Here is a 17,544-nt window from a genome sequence, read left to right on the forward strand (position 1 = left end):
GATGTCGCATTACGACCGTATCCTGATCACCGGTGCTGCCGGCCGCCTCGGTTCGGAACTGCGCAAGGGGCTGGTGCCGCTGGCCAAGACGATCCGCCTGGCAGGACGTGAACCGTTCGGCGATCTGGCGCCGCACGAAGAGGAAGCGGTGTTCGACCTCGCCGACATGGAAGCGACGATCGCTGCCACCAGGGATTGCGACGCCATCGTGCATTTCGGCGGCGCGCCGCTCGAATGCGAATGGCAGACCATCCTCGATTCCAGCATCCGCGGCTCCTACCATATCTACGAAGGCGCCCGGAAACACGGCGTGAAGCGCGTCATCTACGCTTCCTCGGTGCATGCCATCGGCTATCACGAGGTCGAGGCGCATATCGGCGTCGATGCGCCGGTGCGCCCCGACAGCCTCTACGGTGTGTCGAAGAATTTCGTCGAGAGCCTCAGCCGGCTCTACTGGGACAAGTTCGGCATCGAGACGGCGTGCCTGCGCATCTTCTCGTCCTTCCCCGAACCGGCGGACCGCCGCATGCTGTGGTCGTACCTGTCCTTTGCCGACTGCGTGCGCCTGGTCGAGGCAGCGCTCACCGCGCCGCGCGTCGGTCACACGATCTCCTTCGGCATATCCGACAACAAGTTGAAGATGGTCGACAACAGCGGCGCCAACCATCTGGGGTTCATCCCACAGGACAGCGCCGAGCCGTTCCGCGCGGCCGTGGAAGCAAAGACCCCCATTCCCGATCCGAAAAGACCGTCGGTAAAATATCTAGGCGGCTGGTTCTGCGAACTCGGCCATCCGGACGACAAGCCGGCGTGACAGCAGGGCGATGTGCCGTCACGACGCGGGAACGGGCGCGTCGGCCTCGATCAGCCCGGCCTGCTTGAGATCGGCCCACAGCGCTGGCGGAATATCCTCGCGCAGATAGGCCAGGTTCTGCTTCAGCTCATCGGCCGAGCGGGCGCCCGGGATGACGCTCGACACCAGGGGATGGCCGAGCGGGAATTGCAGCGCTGCGGCCGGCAGCGATACCTTATGACTGGTACAGACGGCCTCGATGCGGCGGACGCGTTCGAGCACCGGCTCGGGCGCCGGCCTGGTGTTGAAGGTCGCGCCCTTGACGGCGCCCGTTGCCAGGATGCCGGAATTGTAGGGGCCGCCGATGACGATCCGGGTGCCGCGCTGCTCGCAGAGCGGCAGCAAGGTCGCCAGCGGCTCCTGCTCCAGCAGTGTGTAACGGCCGGCGAGCAGGAAATAGTCGAACGCACCCGCGACGACGAAATCGGACAGCATCTGCCACTGGTTGATGCCGACGCCGACCGCCTTGATGACGCCTTGCGAACGCAGTTCGTCGAGCGCCGGATAGGCACCGTCCATCGCTTCCCGGAAGCGGCTTCTGGCATAGGGATCCTCGCCGGGGCCGAAATGGATGGCTTCGTCCGGATCATGGAGCGAGACCATGTCGACATAGTCGGTGTCGAGGCGCTTCAGCGTGCCTTCGAGCGAACGCATCACCGCGTCGCGTGAATAGTCGAACTCGGCGCGGAAGGAGCCGGGCTGGTCCCAGAGTGCCGGCTTCAGTTCCTCCGGCGGAATGGGTACGAGGTCGTAGCCAATCTTGGACGAGATGACGATGTCGGCGCGTGGCAGCGACTTGATCGCCAGTCCCAGACGGGTCTCGCTGACGCCGAAACCATAGACAGGTGCGGTGTCGAAATAGCGGATGCCATTGTCATAGGCCGCCTGCACGGTCTTCACCGCCGCATCGGTATCGACGGCGCGGTACATGTTGCCCAGCCCGGTGCCGCCGAGCCCGATCGTCGTCACTTTCAGGCCGCCCTTGCTGACAGCCCTGAATTCGATTTCAGCCATTTTCTCTTCCTGTGATCTTTGGTCGTCCATCGTGCCGGCGATGCGGCGGCCCTCCCGCGCCGGTGTTCAGGCGGAGGAAAGGCGCCGTAGCACCGGGGTCGAAAAAGCATTGACACAAAACTTGTCATATAACAATGTAACCAGACGACAAAGGTGGGCAAGCCCGCAAAACGAAAAGGGAGGAACGCAATGGCCGACAAAACAAAGAAGGACGACGAAACGAAAAATCAGATGGAGATGGCGAATGCTGCCATCAGCCGGCGCAGTGCTTTCGCGCTGGCCGGGAAGCTCGGTCTCGGTGCCGCCGGCCTGGCCAGCGGATTGGGCGGTCTTGCCGGCGGCATCAGCGCCGCCAGGGCTGCGGACTCATCGCCCGGCCTGCCGAAGAAGCCCTACAAGTTCCACTTCGTCTGCCATGTGACGCTGGACCAGTTCTTCACCCCGACTGTCTACGGCATCCAGGATGCCTGCGCCGCTTTCGGCTGCAGCTACCAGTGGACGGGGTCGCAGAAGAACGTCGTCTCCGAAATGGTCAGCGCCATGCAGACGGCGATCGCGCAGAAGTCGGACGGCATCGCTGTCTGCCTGGTCGATCCGACGGCCTTCGACGCCGCCACCGACATGGCCGCGCAAGCCGGCATTCCGGTTGTCGCCTTCAACGCCGACGTGCCGGTCGGCAGCCCCAACAAGCGGCTGTCCTATGTCGGCCAGCCGCTCTATCAGTCCGGCTACAACTCGGCACTGAAGTGGCTGAAGCTGATCCCCAAGGGCGGCCACGTCATGCTGTCGATCGGCGTGCCGGGCTCGCTCAACACGCAGCCGCGCCTCGACGGCTATATCCAGGCGATCAAGGACAGTGGCAGCGGCGTCACCTATGATGTCGTCAACACCGGGCCTGATCCGGCAACGGAAATCTCGCGCGTCGAGAGCTATTATCTCAGCCACAAGACCGTCAACGGCCTGTTCGGCACCGGCGGTTCCGACACCTATGCCTGCGGTTTCGTGTCTAACAAATATGGCCTGGTGAAAGCCGGCGGCGCCGTGGCCGGCTTCGACCTGTTCCCACAGACGCTGGACTTCATCAAGGCCGGCGACGTCAACTTCACCACCGACCAGCAGGCCTATCTGCAGGGCTTCCTGCCGGTGCAGCAGATGTATCTCTACAAGCTGTCGGGCGGCCTTGTCGGCCCGGCCAACAGCGACACCAGCCAGGCCTATGTGACCAAGGACAATGTCGACGCCTATGTCGGCAAGTCCCGCTTTGAGGGTCGCAGCGACGTCGAGCCGACCTGACACTATCCGGCTGCGATACCCCTGCCTCGCCGCATCGTTTCAAGATGATGCGGCGAGGCATCGCCGGCTGCCGTTTCGCCTGTTGCCGATCCGCTTCTTCGCCTAGACTTCCAGATCAGGAACACACAGTGGCGCCCACCGAAACCAAGCCTGCGAAGAAGAACGCCGTTGGCGTCAAGGTCCCGCACACGATGACGGAAAGGCTGCTCATCCTTTTGTCCCGCTATCGCGAGGCCAGCATCGCCGTCGTCGCCATCGTGCTGGTGATCTATTTCCAAGTTGGCAGCGATGGCGGATTCCTGTCGCCGCAATTCATGAGCGTCGTGCTGCGCGACACAGGCCGGCTCGGCCTGATCGCCGCCGCGGAAGTCATGCTGATGATCACCGGCGAGATCGACCTGTCGCTCAGCGCCATCTTCTCGATCGCCCCCTATGTCATGGCGTTGCTGTCGGTCACCTATGGCGTGCCGCTCGCCGTCGGGGCGCTGATCGGCGTGCTGATCGGCATACTGGTCGGCGCCATCAACGGCATCATCACGGTGCGGTTCAAGGTGCCGTCGCTGATCACCACCGTCGGCATGCTGTTCTTCCTGCAAGGCATCGTCGTCTCGATCTACAACAGCCAGCCGATCGTGGCGCCGGTCGAACAGCCCTTCAACGCCATCTTCGGGCAGAGCCTCTACCAGCCGTCGGATGCGCTCCTGTCCTGGCACGGCATCACGGCGTTCACGCCCTTCCTTTGGGCGGTGCTGGTGGTGCTGGTGCTGGCGCTGGTGCTGAACCGCACGACCTTCGGCCTGCACACCATCGCCACCGGCTCCAACATCATCGGCGCCCGCGAGATCGGTGTGCGCACCGATCGCATGAAGATCTACAATTTCATGATCGCCGGCGGCTGTGCGGCCTTTGCCGGCATCATCAACACCGCCCAGTTCACCTCGGCCGACCCGCAGGCAGGCAGCCCGTTCCTGACCTTGCAGGCGATCGCGGCCGCGGTCATCGGCGGCACCTCGCTGCTCGGCGGCTCCGGCACCGTTATCGGCGCGCTGATCGGCGCCTTCGTCGTCGCCTCGCTCAACAATGGCCTGGTGATGATCGGCGCCCAGGCCACCGTATCCGACATCTATCTCGGCGCGGCCATCATCGCGGCGATGATCCTCTCAATCCAGGTCGACCGCCTGCGCACACGGAGGCGCGTATGAATTCGCCAACCATTCCACCGCTCGCCCCCGATGCACCCGTAGTGCTGGAGATGTCCAACATCTCCAAGAGTTTCGGCGCCGTCACCGCCCTCGTCGACGTCTCGATCAAGCTGCGCCAGGGCGAAGTCCTGGCGCTGGTCGGCGACAATGGCGCCGGCAAGTCGACGCTGATCAAGATCCTGTCGGGCTTCCACCAGCCCGATACCGGCACGATCGTCTCGCAAGGCAAGGAGGTACGTTTCGCCTCGCCGCGCGATGCGCGCGCCCAGGGCATCGAAACCGTCTACCAGGACCTGGCGCTGATCGGCGACCTCAGCGTCTTCCACAACATGTTTCTCGGCCGCGAGTACCACAAGCGATTCCTCGGCCTGAACCTGCTCGACAACAGGAAGATGCGCGAACAGGCGCAGCTCTATCTCGATACGCTGAGCATCTCGATCCCCAGCGTCAACAGCACGGTCGACCTCCTGTCGGGCGGGCAGCGCCAATGCATCGCTGTCGCCCGCTCGATCTATTCGTCGCCGAAGATCCTGGTGCTTGACGAGCCGCTGGCGGCACTCGGCGTGCGCGAGAGCGCGCATGTGCTCGGCCTGATCCAAAACCTGCGCCAGCAGCGCCAGGTCTCGGTGATCCTGATCGTCCACAACTACAACCAGATCTTCGAGGTCTGCGATCGCATCAACTTCCTGCATTCGGGCGAGGTCGCGCTCGACGCGTCGACGGCCGACACCAGCGAGGAGGAACTGATCCGCATCGTCAAGTCGGGCTTGGGCACCAGGGCGATCGAAGCCGCCGCGGCCGAAGTGCGGCCGGGCCTCATATGAACCGGCCACCGGCAGACGCCGCCGCCGCCAAAATCCCTGCCGACAAGACCACCCACTTGTCGGCTCTCTGCATGGAGTATTCGTTTTGACGTTCTCACCCACCGAACTGACCAGATCCCTTGGCCGCGGGCTGCTGTCCTTTCCGCTGACCTTTTTCGACGAGGACGGCGGCTTCAACGAAGACGGCTATCGCGCCCATGTCGCCAGCCAAGGCGCTGCCGGCGCAAGCGGGCTTTTTGCCGCCGGCGGAACGGGGGAGTTTTTTTCGCTGACGCTAGAGGAATACAAGCGCGTCGTGCGGGCGGCGTCGGACGAGGTGCCTGATCACCTGCCGCTGCTGGCCGGCGTCGGCTACGGCACGCATATGGCGGTGGAATTCGCCAAGGCCGCCGAGGCCAATGGCGCCGACGGCTTGCTGGTGCTGCCGCCCTATCTGGTCAAATCCGAGCAGGACGGCCTGCGCCGCCATCTGACCGCCATCTGCCGCTCCGTCGGCATCGGCGTGATCGCCTATAACAGGGACAATGCGGTGCTGACGCCCGAGACGCTGGAGCGCCTGGCGCAGGATTGTCCGAACCTGATCGGGCTGAAGGACGGCGTCGGCGACATCGAGCTGCTCACCGCGCTGCGTTACCGCATGGACGATCGCCTGATCTTCATCGGCGGCATGCCGACGGCCGAAGTCCATGCCAGTGCCGCCGCGGCCATCGGCATGACGACCTATTCCTCGGCGATCTACAATTTCGCGCCCGAGATCGCGCTGCGTTTCTTCAACGCCTTGCGCGCCGGGCGCACAGCCGAGGTCGGCGATCTCATCCGCTCATTCTTCCTGCCCTACCTCGCCATCCGCAACCGGCGCGCCGGCTATGCCGTGTCGATCGTCAAGGCCGGCGCGCGCATCGCGGGAATCGACTGCGGCCCGGTGAGATCGCCGCTTCTCGACCTGACACCGGATGAGGAGCGGCAGCTCGCTGATCTCATGCAGTCCTGCAAAATGCCGGTCGCGGAGCTGGCGTAGGACCGGATGATTTGCGGGAGCGGATCGAAGACCGGAGTTGACGGCCTGCTACGATCTGGCGTGACCATCGACCATGCGGCGATAACGCTCCCGGCCAGCCTCCAGATGCTCGCGCAAGGTGAAGCGGGCGGCTTCGACATTCTGCCGCTCGATGGCCTGGTAGATGCGGCGGTGCTCCATCTGGACCTGCTCCAGATAGTGCCGCCGCTGCTCCGGCGTTTCGTCCCGCGGGCGGATCGACTGGCGCGGAATGACGACGGGTCCGAGAAAATGCATGAAGCGTTCGAAATAGGGATTGCCGGTGGCCGAGGCGATCGCCCGGTGGAAGGCAAAATCCGGCTCGATGGCGCTCTCGCCCGCCGCGATCGACGCATCGATGGCGTCAAGACAATCGCGCATGCGGGCAAGGTCGTCGTCGCCGCGCTTCTCAGCGGCGATGCCGGCGGCTTCCTGTTCGACCGCCAGCCGAAGCTGCAGCACGTTCTGGACTTCCGTCAGCGAGTGAAGCTCGTCGGAGACGATGCGAAATGCGGTGTTGGCCTCATGGTCGGCAACGAAGACGCCGGAGCCCTGGCGACTGACGACAAGGCCCTCCGATCGAAGCGAAGCCATGGCTTCGCGGATCACCGTGCGGCTGACACCGAATTGCGCGATCAGTTCCTGCTCGGTCGGCAGCTTCTCGCCACTGGTCAGGTGGCCGGCGCGTATTTCGCGCGCAAACCAGTCGGCAACCTGCGCCGTGCGGCTGATCTGCGGGGGAAGGCCAAAGGAACGTTTCATCGCCATCAAGCAATAAACGAACCGCTGTCCTTGGCAACCCATTATTTATACGGTGATATGATGACATTTGCGGCGCGCTCGCGGCGACCAGTCTTCGTTCGCCTTGCCATATCAGCGCGAACATGTCCGCGGTATCAGCGAAAGGACAGGGTGTGATGATCCCCGAAAAACCGGTGCTGTTGACCGGAGCCTCCGGCACGATCGGACGGCTGCTCTCAGTCCGGCTGGCGGCGCTTGGCTGGACCTTGCGGCTCACCGATGTCATGCCCTTGCCGATCCCGTTGCCGCCAAACGCCAGCTTCACCATCGCCGATCTCGAGGACCAGCAGGCGGTCAACGATCTGGCCGAGGGCTGCGGCCTGATCCTGCATTTCGGCGGCATCTCCACCGAGCAATCTTTTGAGACGGTGCTCGGCCCCAATCTGCGCGGCGCTTTCCACATTTACGAGGCGGCGCGCATTCAGAAGGCGCGGGTGGTGTTTCCGTCCTCCGTGCATGCGGTCGGGCTCTACGAGCGGACGGAGATCCTCGACCAGGACTGCCTTCTTCGTCCAGATGGCTATTACGGCCTGTCGAAAGCCTATGGCGAGATGCTGGCGCGGCTCTACTTCGACAAGCATGCGGTGGAAAGCGTGTTGATCCGCATCGGCTCGGTGCTGCCGGAGGTTCCGGACGAAAGGATCCTGTCGACCTGGATATCCCACGATGACTTTGTTCGCCTGATCGAACGTTGCGCCGAAGCAGAGCGGGTCGATTGCTCCGTCATCTGGGGCCAGTCCAACAACAGCCGCGGCTTCTGGCGGCACGATGCCAGGCAAAAGCTCGGCTGGGTGCCGCTCGACAGTTCCGACAGCCAGACCGAGCGCGTCCGCGGCAAGGTGACGGACAACCCGGTGGTCGAGCGCTACCAGGGCGGCAAGTTCATCGTCGTCGACTACAGCCGCGCCGACTTTCCGCCGCGTGAGATGTTTCCAGACGACTAGGCCGTCACCGCCGGCAGCGGGCCGCGCCCGGCGATCAAATCCGCCGCCTTCTCGGCGATCATGATGACCGCGGCATTGGTGTTGGACGACACGATGCTCGGCATGATCGAAGAGTCGCAGACGCGCAGGCCTTGCAGTCCGCGCAGGCGAAGCTCGGGATCGACGACGCTCCCGGCATCGCCGCCCATCCGGCAGGAGCCGACCGGGTGGTAGGCGCTGCGGCCATGTTCGCGGGCAAAGGCTTCGAGTGCGGCGCGTCCCTGCATGGCCGCGCCCGGAAGATGCTCGCGGCTGATGTATTTTGAAAAAGCCGGCTGCGACAGGATTTCGCGGCTGATCTCGATACCGTCGATGGCGCGCTCGAGATCGTAGCGCTCGGCGAACGGGTTGGGATCGATGATGGGCTTATCGCGCAGGTCCGCTGATTTGAGCGTTACGCTGCCGCGCGAGCGGGGGCGGACATGGTAGGAATTCAGCGTGCAGCCATTGCCGCCGGGAACCGAGCCGATGCCTTCCTCGACGCCCGCGCCAGGCAGGAAATGAAACTGTATGTCGGGCGTCTTCTCCGCGCGGTCGCCCCACCAGAAACCGCCGGCTTCGACAATGTTGGAGGCCACCGGTCCCTTGCCGAACAGCGCGTATTCGAGGCCGGCGACCGCCTGCCAGCGCTTCTTCTTGTAGCGGTCGATGCCGTGCGGTCCGTTGAGTTCGGCGACGACGTCGACATCCATATGATCGTGCAGGTTCTGGCCGACGGCAGCAAGATCGTGGACCACCTCGATGCCGTGCTCGCCGAGATGCGCGGCCGGGCCAATACCCGACAGCATCAGCAGTTTGGGTGAGCCGATGGCGCCGGCGGTGACGATCACCTCGCGCTCGGCGCGCAAATGCTCGGTACGGCCATTGATGATGATCTCGACGCCAATGGCGCGGCCATTCTCGACGACGACGCGGCTGACCGTGGCGTCCGTGCGCAGCATCAAATTCTTGCGGCCAAGCGCCGGCTTGAGATAGGCGACCGCCGTGCTTGAGCGTTTCCCCTGACGCGTCGTCGTCTGGTAGAATCCGGTGCCTTCCTGCTGGCCGGCATTGAAGTCGGCCCGGAACGGCAGGCCCGCCTGCTGCGCCGCCTTGACGAAGATGCGGGTCAGCGGATGCGGGGCGCCGCTGGAAACGCCGAGCGGTCCGTCGATGCCGTGCTGCGGGCCGGCGAAGGTGTCGTTGCCCTCGGAGCGGATGAAATAGGGCAGCACCTCGGCATAGCTCCATCCCGCAGAACCACTGTCAGCCGCCCAGCCGTCGTAATCCTCAGGACAACCACGGGTGAAGACCTGGGCGTTGATCGATGATCCGCCGCCCAGCACACGCGCCTGCGGATAGACCATGGTGCGGCCGTCGATCGCCTTGCCGGGGGCCGTGTCATAGCCCCAGATCAGCGGCCCCGCCGTCATCTTGAAGAAGCCGACCGGCAGATGGATGTAGCGATCGGTGTCGGGCGGGCCGGCCTCGAGCAAGGTGACCGACACGTCCGGATCCTCGCTCAGCCGGGCGGCCAGAATGCAGCCGGCCGAACCGCCGCCGACGATGATGTAGTCAGACATTCTCGCTCCCTTGGCAGGTGGAAACAGTGTCCTGTCCTCCCCGCGTGCAACGATCTCAAGTCGCTTGTGCCGCGTCAAGAGAAAGGGTATGGTTATCGTGTTGAAGGGTTGTCGTACAAGTTGAGGAACTTGGCAATCCATCGATCGGAGGCCCGGCCGCGCTCCCCCGCGCATGCCGCCGGGCGGGAAACAGATTTCAATCGGGAGGTTTGAATATGAAGGACAGGACAGATCTTACGCTTTCGGTCAACCGCCGGACGCTGATGATGGGCGCCACCGCCGGCGTGGCGGCGCTCGCCATGCCGAAGGTTTTGCGCGCCCAGGAAAAGCCGACGCTGGTGACGTCGATCCGCTCGCTCTCCAACCCGTATCACGCGGTGTGGAAGACCGGGGCCGAAGCCTATGCCAAATGGGCCGGGCTCGAACATGTCACGCTGGTTTCGGAAGGCAACAGCGAGAAAGGAATCGCCGACATCAAGGCGATGCTGGCCAAGACCGGCGGCAACATGGTGCTCAATTCCGATCCCAACGACACGCCGGACGCGCGCCCGATCGTCGAAGCCTGCGCCAAGGCCGGCGCCTATGTGGTGACGCAATGGAACAAGCCGTCGGACCTGCATCCGAAGGACTTCAACCCGAACTATGTCTCGCACATCGAGTTCGACGGCATCGAAAGCGGCAAGACCATCGCCGAGATCCTGTTCAAGACCATCGGCGGCAAGGGCGGCATCGTAGCACTCGGCGGCCTGATCTCGACCACGGCGGCGATCGAACGCAAGAAGGGCCTCGACGCGGCCCTTGCCGCCAATCCCGACATCAAGCTGCTCGACTTCCAGGTCGCCAACTGGAAATCGACCGAAGCCTTCGACCTGATGGGCAATCTGCTCACCCGCTTCGGCGACGACATCAAGGGCATCTGGGCCGCCAATGACGACATGGGCTCGGGCGCACTGGAAGCGTTGCGCGCCGAAAACCTCGCCGGCAAAGTGCCGATCGTCGGCGTCGACGGTATCAAGACGGCGGTCGACGCGGTGCGCACCGGCGAGTTCGCCTGCACCGTCACCTCCGATCCATTCTGGCAGGGCGGCATGGGCTTGGCCATCGGCTACAACGCCAAGATCGGCAAGTTCGACCCGACCAAGGAGCCGCCGGAACACCGCGAATTCTACGGCAAGGCGGTGCTGATCTCGCACGACAATGTCGAGGACTATTACAAGACCAATGTCGATACCAAACCGGAGATCGACTGGAACGATCTGTGGGGCCGGGTGACTGGAGCGATCCGAACCTGACCGCCGGGCGGGCCGCTGCTCCCTGGCGGCCCGCTCCCTTTTCAGCAGACGGGAAGCGGTTTCTTGACAATCCATACAGAACCCCTGAAGTCCGTTTCGGACATCGAGCGGACGACGCTTATGACATTTCTCCCCGGCCGCATCGCCGCTGTGTTCGGCGGCAGGCGCTGGCGCAGCCTGGCGCCGCTGGCGGTGCTGATCGTGCTCTGCGTCCTCATCGCCATCGCCAATCCCAATTTCATCGAGCTGCGCAATCTGGTGCGGCTGGCCAACTCCGCCGCCGTGCCGCTGACGCTGGCGATGGGGCTGACCTTCATCATCCTGATGGGCAGCATCGACCTCTCGGTCGAGGGAACGCTGTCGGTGTCGGCCATGGTGGTGGTGCTGCTCGCCGCCAATGACGGCAATGGCAATGACTATGGCTGGTGGGCGGTGCTCGCCGCAATTATCGCCGGCACCGCGATGGGGTTCGTCAGCGGGCTCGTCCAGACCATGCTGCGCATCCCCTCCTTCATGGCGACGCTCGGCATGTGGTTCATCGGCCTTGGCCTGTCGGTCTATATGCTGGGCGGCTCGGCGATCCGGCTCAACGATGCCTCGATCCGCGACCTGGCCTTGCATCGCTTCCTTGGCTTGCCGGTGGCGGTCTGGGTCGCATTTGCAGCGTTCCTGCTCGCCGCAATTATCCAGTACCACACCAAGCTCGGCCGCCACATACTGGCGATCGGCGGTGACGAGGACGTCGCCAAGCTCTCCGGCGTCAACGTAGTGCGCGTGCGCATCACCGCCTTTGCGCTGGCCGGTTTCTTCTTCGGCATATCAGGCGTGCTCGCCGCCGCGCAGCTCGGCCAGTCGCACGCGGTCATCGGCGACGGCAGGCTGTTCGCAGCCGTCACCGCCGTCGTCGTCGGCGGCACGGCGCTGACCGGCGGCGAAGGCGGCGTCGTCAACACGCTGATCGGCGTGCTGATCGTCACCGTGCTGGCCAACGGCATGATCCTGCTCGGCATCTCGCCCTATATCCAGCAGACGGTGCAGGGCCTGATGATCATCGCCGCGGTGGCGCTGTCGCTCGACCGCGTCCGCCTCAGAATCGTGAAGTGAGCGCCATGCTGAGCGCGTCCCACATCATCAAGAACTTTCCCGGCGTCCAGGCGTTGCGCGACGTCTCGATCGAGGTCCGGCCCAACGAGGTGGTCGGGCTGATCGGCGAGAACGGCGCCGGCAAGTCGACGTTGATGCGCGTGCTGGCCGGCAGCTACCGCCCGGACGGCGGCAGCCTGACGCTGGACGGCGAGCAGTTGCGCATGCGCAGCCCGCGCGACGCGGCAAAGCATGGCATCGGCATGGTGTTCCAGGAACAGTCGCTGGTGCTCAACCTGACGGTCGCCGAAAACATCTATCTCGGCGAGGAAGACCGCTTCACCCGCTTCGGCCTCGTCAACTGGCGCGCCATGAACGCGGCGGCGCGGCGTCAGCTGGCCAAGATCGGCATCGACATCGACGTCACCGCGCGCACCTCCGAACTCACCTTCGCCGCGCGCCAGATGGTCGAGTTGGCCAAGGCGCTGACCTTGGAGGAAGTGGTCGAACGGCAGTTGCTCATCCTGCTCGACGAGCCGACCTCGGTGCTCAATGCCGCCGATATCGAGGTGCTGTTCGCGCGCGTGCGCTCGCTCAAATCCCGCGCCAGTTTCGTCTTCGTCTCGCACCGTCTGGACGAGGTGCTGGCGATTTCCGACCGCGTCTACACGATGAAGGATGGCGCTGTCGTCGCCGAGCACCGCGCCGCTCAAGTCACCGCGCCAGAGCTGCACGAGATCATGGTCGGGCGTGGCCTGCAGGCCGAATATTACCGCGAGGCGCGCCAGCTTCCGCCACGCGACACGGTCATGGTCGAGGCCAAGGGATTGGGCGCCAACGGCTTCTATCACGGCGTCGATCTCAAGATCCGCGCCGGCGAGATCGTCGGTATCGCCGGCGTCGTCGGCTCCGGCCGCGAGGAGGTGACACGCACCATTGGCGGCTTCGTCCAGCATGATGCTGGCGAGATGAAGATCGCCGGCGACACCGTGCGGTTCGGCTCGCCGGAACCGGCGGTGCGTAGGGGTATCGGCTATGTGCCGCGCGAGCGCAGGCTCGAAGGGCTGGTGATGTTCCTGACGATCGCGGAGAACATTTCGCTGGCCGATCTGTCCAGCGTCATGCGCAATGGCGCCATCGACTATGGCAAGGAGCGCCGGCTTGCCGCCGACTGGATCAAGCGGCTGCGCATCAAGGCGCCCGGGCCTGACGCCGCCTGCCGCAAGCTCAGCGGCGGCAACCAGCAGAAGGTGGTGCTGGCGCGCTGGATGACGGCGGGCTCGCGCATCCTGGTACTCGACCACCCGACGCGTGGCCTCGACGTCGGCGCCAAGGAAGAGGTCTACGAACTGGTCCGCGATCTCTCGGCGCAGGGCGTCGCGATCCTTCTGATTTCCGACACGCTGGAAGAGACGATCGGCCTGTCGCATCAGGTGCTGGTGATGCGCGACGGCGAGATCACCGCGCGTTTCGACGCCAGTCCCGGCAACAAGCCGAACCAGGTCGATCTGCTGCGAGCAATGGTGTGAGCCGATGAACGAATCTTTTCCCTTCAGGCAGGTCTTCGAAGGCAAGTGGACGCAAGGCGCCATCCCGCTGGTCCTGCTTGTCGCGCTTTTGCTGATCATCGAGATCGCCGCGCCGGGCTTCCTCACCGGCGAGACCGTGGCCTTGCTGTTCGCCAACACCGCCGTGCTTTTCATCCTGGCGACCGGCGTCACCTTCGCCATCCTGCTCGGCGGCATCGACCTGTCGATCCAGGCGGTCGCCTCGCTGGCGAGCGTCATCCTGGCGCAGTTGCTACCCTCGCTCGGGCTTGCCGCGTTTCCGGTGGCGATCCTGTCCGGCCTTGCTTTCGGCACGTTGAGCGGCATCGTCCATGTCAAGCTGCGCGTGCCGTCCTTCGTGGCGACGCTCGCCACCGGTGGCGTCGTCACCGGCCTGGCGCTCTGGGTCTCCAATGGCCGCGCCATCACCATCGAGGAAGCGGGCCGCGAAAACACCGCATGGATCAACGCCAGCGTCGCCGGCGTGCCGGTGGTGGTGATGATCTCGGCGGTCATCGGCATCGCCGCCTTCCTGGCGCTGCGCTACACGCGCTTTGGCCGCCAGGCGATCGCGGTTGGCGCCGGCGAACCGGCCGCCTGGGCGGCGGGCATCAATGTCGACCGCACCAAGATCATCGCCTTCGCCGCTTCCGGCATGCTGGCGGCTGTCGCCGGCGTGGTGCTGGCGGCAAGGCTGTCGAGCGGCTCGCCGGTGCTTGCCAACCAGCTTTTGCTCCCGGCCATCGCCGCCGTCATCGTCGGCGGCACCGCCATCACCGGCGGGCTGGGCGGCGTCGCCCGCACGGCGGTCGGCGCGCTGATCATTTCGATCGTGCGCATCGGCATGACTTTCGTCGGCGTCAACATTTTCCTGGAAAACATGGTGTTCGGCGCGGTGCTCATCGCCGCCGTCGCCATCACCATCGACCGCAGCAAGATCGCGGTCATCAAGTGACAGATCGATCCGCACCGCCTCCCAAGCCAGCGCGGACAGGACGGGGTCGCATCACAGGCTCGATGCGACCCCGCTTGCTCGGATCACATCGTGTCGAGGCCGATCAGTTCGATCTTGTAGCCGTCCGGGTCTTCGACAAAGGCGATATGGGTGGTGCCGTGCTGCATCGGCCCCGGCTTGCGCGGGATCTTGGCGCCACGCTTTTCGAGTTCGGCGCAGACGGCGTAGATGTCGTTGACGCCGAGCGCCAGATGACCGAAGCCGGTGCCGATTTCGTAGGGCTCTTCCCTGCCCCAGTTCAGCGTCAGCTCGACGACGGCCTCCTTGTCCTCCGGCCCATAGCCGACAAAGGCGTTGGTGAACTTGCCGCCGGGATAATCGTCGCGGCGCAGCAAGGTCATGCCGAGGACCTCGGTGTAGAAGGCGATCGACTTGTCGAGGTCGAGCACCCTGATCATGGTGTGCATATAGCGAAAGCCCGGGGCGTCGCTCATTGGGGAAATCCTCCGAATTCAGTGATTTGCTGGTCTGATCATCCACATCAAACAGGTGGTGGGAACGCGGCCTCGCTTGATGTTCTAAATCAGGGTTGTATGATAACACGACAAGAACAATGCTTGTCCAGTCGTTTTACCAGAGGGTCCATAACCAGGTCATGACTATCGTGCCCTCCCTATCCCTGATATCGGCCCTTGCCCGCGTGCTGCCCAATGGCGGATTGCTGACCGCGGACGAGGATCTGGCGCGCTACAGCCGCGACTGGTCGGGCGACCATTTCGGTCGCCCGCTGGCGGTGGCGCGTCCGGCTTCGGTCGAGGAGATGTCGGCGCTGCTGCGGCACTGCCATGCCGAGCGCATCCCCGTCGTGCCGCAAGGCGGCCTGACCGGCCTCGTCGGCGCGGCGGTGGCGGCGGATGGCGGCGAAATCGTCATCTCGCTGGAGCGCATGAACCGTATCCGCTCGATAAGCCCGATCGACTTCGCCATGGTGGTCGAGGCCGGCTGCATCCTCGAGGAGGCCAAGCGCGCCGCCGAGGAGAGCGACTGCCTGCTGCCGATCACCTTCGGCGCGCAAGGCAGCTGCCGCATCGGCGGCAATGTCGCCACCAATGCCGGCGGCTTCAACGTGCTGCGCTACGGCATGACGCGCGACCTCGTGCTCGGCCTCGAAGTGGTGCTGGCCGACGGCCGCATCTGGAACGGGCTGAAGGTGCTGCGCAAGGACAATCGCGGCTACGATCTCAAGCAGATCTTCATCGGCTCGGAAGGCACGCTCGGCATCGTCACCGCCGCCGCGCTGAAGCTCTTCCCCAAGCCGACGCAGATCGAGACCGCGCTGGTCGGTTTGCGCTCGGTCGAGGATGCGATGGCGCTCTATGCCCGCGCCCGGCGCGACTGCAGCGACCTGCTCACCGCCTTCGAGCTGATCCTGCGCGGCGGCATCGAGATCACCATGCGCGAGGGCAAGGATTTTCCCGACCCGCTTGATAAGGCTTACCCGGCCTATGTGCTGATCGAGGTGTCCTCCGGCGGGCTGATCGACCTGTCCGCCATGCTTCTGGGGTTTCTCGGCGGTGTCGCCGATCTGGTCGAGGATGGCATCGTCGCCTCGACGCGGGCCCAGGCCGAACGGCTGTGGCTGTACCGTGAGATCATGGTCGAGCGGCAGGGGCGCGGCGGCCGCTATCTGCGCACCGACGTTTCGGTGCCAATCTCCAAACTCGCCGATTTCGTCACCGACGCGCTGTTCGAATTGCAGCGGGCGCGCCCGGACGCGCTGGCCGTCACCTATGGCCATGTCGGCGACGGCAACATCCATCTCAATGTGGTGCCGCCGGAAGGCATGGGCGCTGAAGCGATCGAGCATCTGTTCGAGGAGGCGGAGGCGGAGATCTTTGCCGTCGTCGACCGCTATGGTGGCTCGATCAGCGCCGAGCACGGCATCGGCCGGGTCAAGCAGAAGGCGTTCCTCGAACGCATCGATCCGGTGACGCTCGACCTCGCGGCAGGCATCAAGCAGGCGTTCGATCCGCGCCACATATTGAGCAACGGCCGCATTCTGGCGTCCACATCCGCCGTCGACTATAGGTGAGCGATGACGCTGAAACTCGACAAGGTCAATCGCGGTCCACACCTCTCCACTTTGGTGGCGAGTTCCATCTCGCGCGAGATCGCGCAGGGGCGGCTGAAGCCCGGCGACCAGCTGCCGACCGAGCAGGCGCTGGCGACCACCTTCGGCGTCAGCCGCAACGTGGTGCGCGAGGCGATTGCCAGGCTGCGCTCGGAAGGCCGCATCTGGTCGCAGCAAGGGCGCGGCGCCTTCGTCGTGGAGAGCACCAACCCGACGGTGCTCACGATCGACTATGAGGCGCTGCAACGCGCCGATTCCTTCCGCAATTTGTTCGAACTGCGCGGCATCCTCGAAGTCCAGGCGGCAGCGCTTGCCGCCAAGCGGCGCTCGGAGACCGATCTTGCCGCCATGGGCGATGCGCTCGCCGGCATGCGCGCCGCCCCCTATGGCAGCGTCGCCTGGCTGCGCAGCGACCTCGAATTCCACCGCACCGTCGCCGAGGCAACGCGCAATTCCTATATGGGCCAGTTCCTGGTCTTCGTTTCCGAGCGTGTCCGCGAAAGCATTCTCGCCGCCGGCAACCAGCAGAAATCCGACGACATGGCCCGCATCACGCTCGGCGAACACGAACGCATCCTGACCGCCATCCGCGCCGGCGACGCCGAGGGCGCGCAAGCGGCGATGCGGGATCACCTGGCGGGTGCTGCCCTGCGGGTGGGGTTGCATGAGGGGGAAGTAGCGGAACCGGCGTCTCCGGCGCAGGAAGTGCCGTCTCCGGTGCGGCATTCGAGGTTGCGGAAGGCTGTGCGCGGGCGGGCTGGGGGGTAAGCCAGTCGTTCAGCCCGCTCGGTCAGTGGGCTCTTCCGGCACTACATCGATCGTGATCGTCGCGGGGCTAAGATCATTCGCGGCGGTGTGAATGACGTATCTTACCCGGAACATATCCAAATGAAGGACGCCGCTCTCGTCCCGCTTGCCATCTCGTGAAAACGAAACAAATTCGCCGACCCTGGGCACTTCCTGAAAGG

The 17,544-nt window shown here is 64.6% G+C and carries 16 protein-coding genes; 12 read left to right on the forward strand and 4 right to left on the reverse strand.

Annotated elements, in window-relative coordinates:
* The first annotated feature begins 1 nt into the window (after nt 1).
* Complete coding sequence (locus AC0V7N_RS32460; RefSeq protein ID WP_496627526.1) at nt 2-814, forward strand: NAD-dependent epimerase/dehydratase family protein; 813 nt, start codon at nt 2-4, stop codon at nt 812-814.
* A gap of 18 nt (nt 815-832) precedes the next feature.
* On the opposite strand, the gene AC0V7N_RS32465 is transcribed toward AC0V7N_RS32460, so the two are convergent.
* Complete coding sequence (locus AC0V7N_RS32465) at nt 833-1,867, reverse strand: aldo/keto reductase (RefSeq protein ID WP_475452316.1); 1,035 nt, start codon at nt 1,865-1,867, stop codon at nt 833-835.
* 189 nt (nt 1,868-2,056) lie between these two features.
* Between AC0V7N_RS32465 and AC0V7N_RS32470 the strand changes: the two genes are divergently transcribed.
* From AC0V7N_RS32470 to kdgD, 4 genes are all read left to right on the forward strand, one after another.
* On the forward strand, nt 2,057-3,160 hold the full coding sequence (locus tag AC0V7N_RS32470) for a substrate-binding domain-containing protein (RefSeq protein ID WP_496627527.1): 1,104 nt from the start codon (nt 2,057-2,059) through the stop codon (nt 3,158-3,160).
* A gap of 128 nt (nt 3,161-3,288) precedes the next feature.
* A complete protein-coding gene (locus AC0V7N_RS32475; RefSeq protein WP_475452318.1) occupies nt 3,289-4,362 on the forward strand; it encodes an ABC transporter permease in 1,074 nt (357 codons plus the stop codon).
* Nucleotides 4,359-5,186, forward strand: coding sequence for an ATP-binding cassette domain-containing protein (locus AC0V7N_RS32480; protein ID WP_475452319.1), 828 nt, complete (start codon nt 4,359-4,361; stop codon nt 5,184-5,186). Before AC0V7N_RS32475 ends, AC0V7N_RS32480 begins: the two co-directional genes overlap by 4 nt.
* 85 nt (nt 5,187-5,271) lie before the next feature.
* Complete coding sequence (gene kdgD / locus AC0V7N_RS32485) at nt 5,272-6,204, forward strand: 5-dehydro-4-deoxyglucarate dehydratase (protein WP_496627528.1); 933 nt, start codon at nt 5,272-5,274, stop codon at nt 6,202-6,204.
* A 48-nt stretch (nt 6,205-6,252) separates the two neighbouring features.
* Here the strand turns inward: kdgD and AC0V7N_RS32490 are convergent, their stop codons facing one another.
* Nucleotides 6,253-6,984: a FadR/GntR family transcriptional regulator gene (locus tag AC0V7N_RS32490; protein ID WP_475452320.1), complete on the reverse strand. Its 732-nt coding sequence runs from the start codon at nt 6,982-6,984 to the stop codon at nt 6,253-6,255.
* Between the two features lie 155 nt (nt 6,985-7,139).
* Here AC0V7N_RS32490 and AC0V7N_RS32495 point away from each other — a divergent pair, with 155 nt between their 5' ends.
* On the forward strand, nt 7,140-7,967 hold the full coding sequence (locus tag AC0V7N_RS32495; protein ID WP_475452321.1) for an NAD-dependent epimerase/dehydratase family protein: 828 nt from the start codon (nt 7,140-7,142) through the stop codon (nt 7,965-7,967).
* On the opposite strand, the gene AC0V7N_RS32500 is transcribed toward AC0V7N_RS32495, so the two are convergent.
* The gene (locus AC0V7N_RS32500; protein ID WP_475452322.1) at nt 7,964-9,568 is read right to left on the reverse strand and encodes a GMC family oxidoreductase; all 1,605 of its coding nucleotides are present in this window, start codon (nt 9,566-9,568) and stop codon (nt 7,964-7,966) included. The genes AC0V7N_RS32495 and AC0V7N_RS32500 overlap by 4 nt on opposite strands.
* A 215-nt stretch (nt 9,569-9,783) precedes the next feature.
* On the opposite strand from AC0V7N_RS32500, the gene AC0V7N_RS32505 reads away from it, so the two are divergent.
* The 4 genes from AC0V7N_RS32505 (at nt 9,784) to AC0V7N_RS32520 (ending at nt 14,445) form a co-directional block, all read left to right on the forward strand.
* Nucleotides 9,784-10,860, forward strand: coding sequence for a substrate-binding domain-containing protein (locus tag AC0V7N_RS32505; RefSeq protein WP_496627529.1), 1,077 nt, complete (start codon nt 9,784-9,786; stop codon nt 10,858-10,860).
* A gap of 120 nt (nt 10,861-10,980) precedes the next feature.
* Entirely contained in the window at nt 10,981-11,964 is a 984-nt protein-coding gene (locus AC0V7N_RS32510; protein WP_475452325.1) for an ABC transporter permease, read from the forward strand.
* A gap of 5 nt (nt 11,965-11,969) precedes the next feature.
* Complete coding sequence (locus tag AC0V7N_RS32515) at nt 11,970-13,472, forward strand: sugar ABC transporter ATP-binding protein (protein ID WP_475452326.1); 1,503 nt, start codon at nt 11,970-11,972, stop codon at nt 13,470-13,472.
* 4 nt (nt 13,473-13,476) lie between these two features.
* Complete coding sequence (locus AC0V7N_RS32520) at nt 13,477-14,445, forward strand: ABC transporter permease (RefSeq protein ID WP_475452327.1); 969 nt, start codon at nt 13,477-13,479, stop codon at nt 14,443-14,445.
* Nucleotides 14,446-14,528: 83 nt separating this feature from the next.
* Here AC0V7N_RS32520 and gloA read toward each other — a convergent pair whose 3' ends face one another.
* Entirely contained in the window at nt 14,529-14,939 is a 411-nt protein-coding gene (gene gloA, locus AC0V7N_RS32525) for a lactoylglutathione lyase (protein WP_019856614.1), read from the reverse strand.
* Between the two features lie 161 nt (nt 14,940-15,100).
* On the opposite strand from gloA, the gene AC0V7N_RS32530 reads away from it, so the two are divergent.
* Both AC0V7N_RS32530 and AC0V7N_RS32535 read left to right on the forward strand, forming a co-directional pair.
* Nucleotides 15,101-16,537 (forward strand): FAD-binding oxidoreductase, encoded by a 1,437-nt coding sequence (locus tag AC0V7N_RS32530; RefSeq protein ID WP_475452328.1) that lies wholly within the window; start codon nt 15,101-15,103, stop codon nt 16,535-16,537.
* 3 nt (nt 16,538-16,540) lie between these two features.
* The gene (locus AC0V7N_RS32535; protein ID WP_475452329.1) at nt 16,541-17,344 is read left to right on the forward strand and encodes a FadR/GntR family transcriptional regulator; all 804 of its coding nucleotides are present in this window, start codon (nt 16,541-16,543) and stop codon (nt 17,342-17,344) included.
* Nucleotides 17,345-17,544 lie beyond the last annotated feature (200 nt).

The sequence above is a fragment of the Mesorhizobium kamtschaticum genome (assembly GCF_056174585.1).

Bases quoted from the DNA above. Each gene is read 5' to 3' on its own strand.
- AC0V7N_RS32460 (WP_496627526.1), top strand. From the start codon at position 2: ATGTCGCATTACGACCGTATCCTGATCACCGGTGCTGCCGGCCGCCTC.
- AC0V7N_RS32465 (WP_475452316.1), bottom strand. From the start codon at position 1,867: ATGGCTGAAATCGAATTCAGGGCTGTCAGCAAGGGCGGCCTGAAAGTG.
- AC0V7N_RS32470 (WP_496627527.1), top strand. From the start codon at position 2,057: ATGGCCGACAAAACAAAGAAGGACGACGAAACGAAAAATCAGATGGAG.
- AC0V7N_RS32480 (WP_475452319.1), top strand. From the start codon at position 4,359: ATGAATTCGCCAACCATTCCACCGCTCGCCCCCGATGCACCCGTAGTG.
- AC0V7N_RS32490 (WP_475452320.1), bottom strand. From the start codon at position 6,984: ATGAAACGTTCCTTTGGCCTTCCCCCGCAGATCAGCCGCACGGCGCAG.
- AC0V7N_RS32495 (WP_475452321.1), top strand. From the start codon at position 7,140: ATGATCCCCGAAAAACCGGTGCTGTTGACCGGAGCCTCCGGCACGATC.
- AC0V7N_RS32500 (WP_475452322.1), bottom strand. From the start codon at position 9,568: ATGTCTGACTACATCATCGTCGGCGGCGGTTCGGCCGGCTGCATTCTG.
- AC0V7N_RS32505 (WP_496627529.1), top strand. From the start codon at position 9,784: ATGAAGGACAGGACAGATCTTACGCTTTCGGTCAACCGCCGGACGCTG.
- AC0V7N_RS32510 (WP_475452325.1), top strand. From the start codon at position 10,981: ATGACATTTCTCCCCGGCCGCATCGCCGCTGTGTTCGGCGGCAGGCGC.
- AC0V7N_RS32515 (WP_475452326.1), top strand. From the start codon at position 11,970: ATGCTGAGCGCGTCCCACATCATCAAGAACTTTCCCGGCGTCCAGGCG.
- AC0V7N_RS32520 (WP_475452327.1), top strand. From the start codon at position 13,477: ATGAACGAATCTTTTCCCTTCAGGCAGGTCTTCGAAGGCAAGTGGACG.
- gloA (WP_019856614.1), bottom strand. From the start codon at position 14,939: ATGAGCGACGCCCCGGGCTTTCGCTATATGCACACCATGATCAGGGTG.
- AC0V7N_RS32530 (WP_475452328.1), top strand. From the start codon at position 15,101: ATGACTATCGTGCCCTCCCTATCCCTGATATCGGCCCTTGCCCGCGTG.
- AC0V7N_RS32535 (WP_475452329.1), top strand. From the start codon at position 16,541: ATGACGCTGAAACTCGACAAGGTCAATCGCGGTCCACACCTCTCCACT.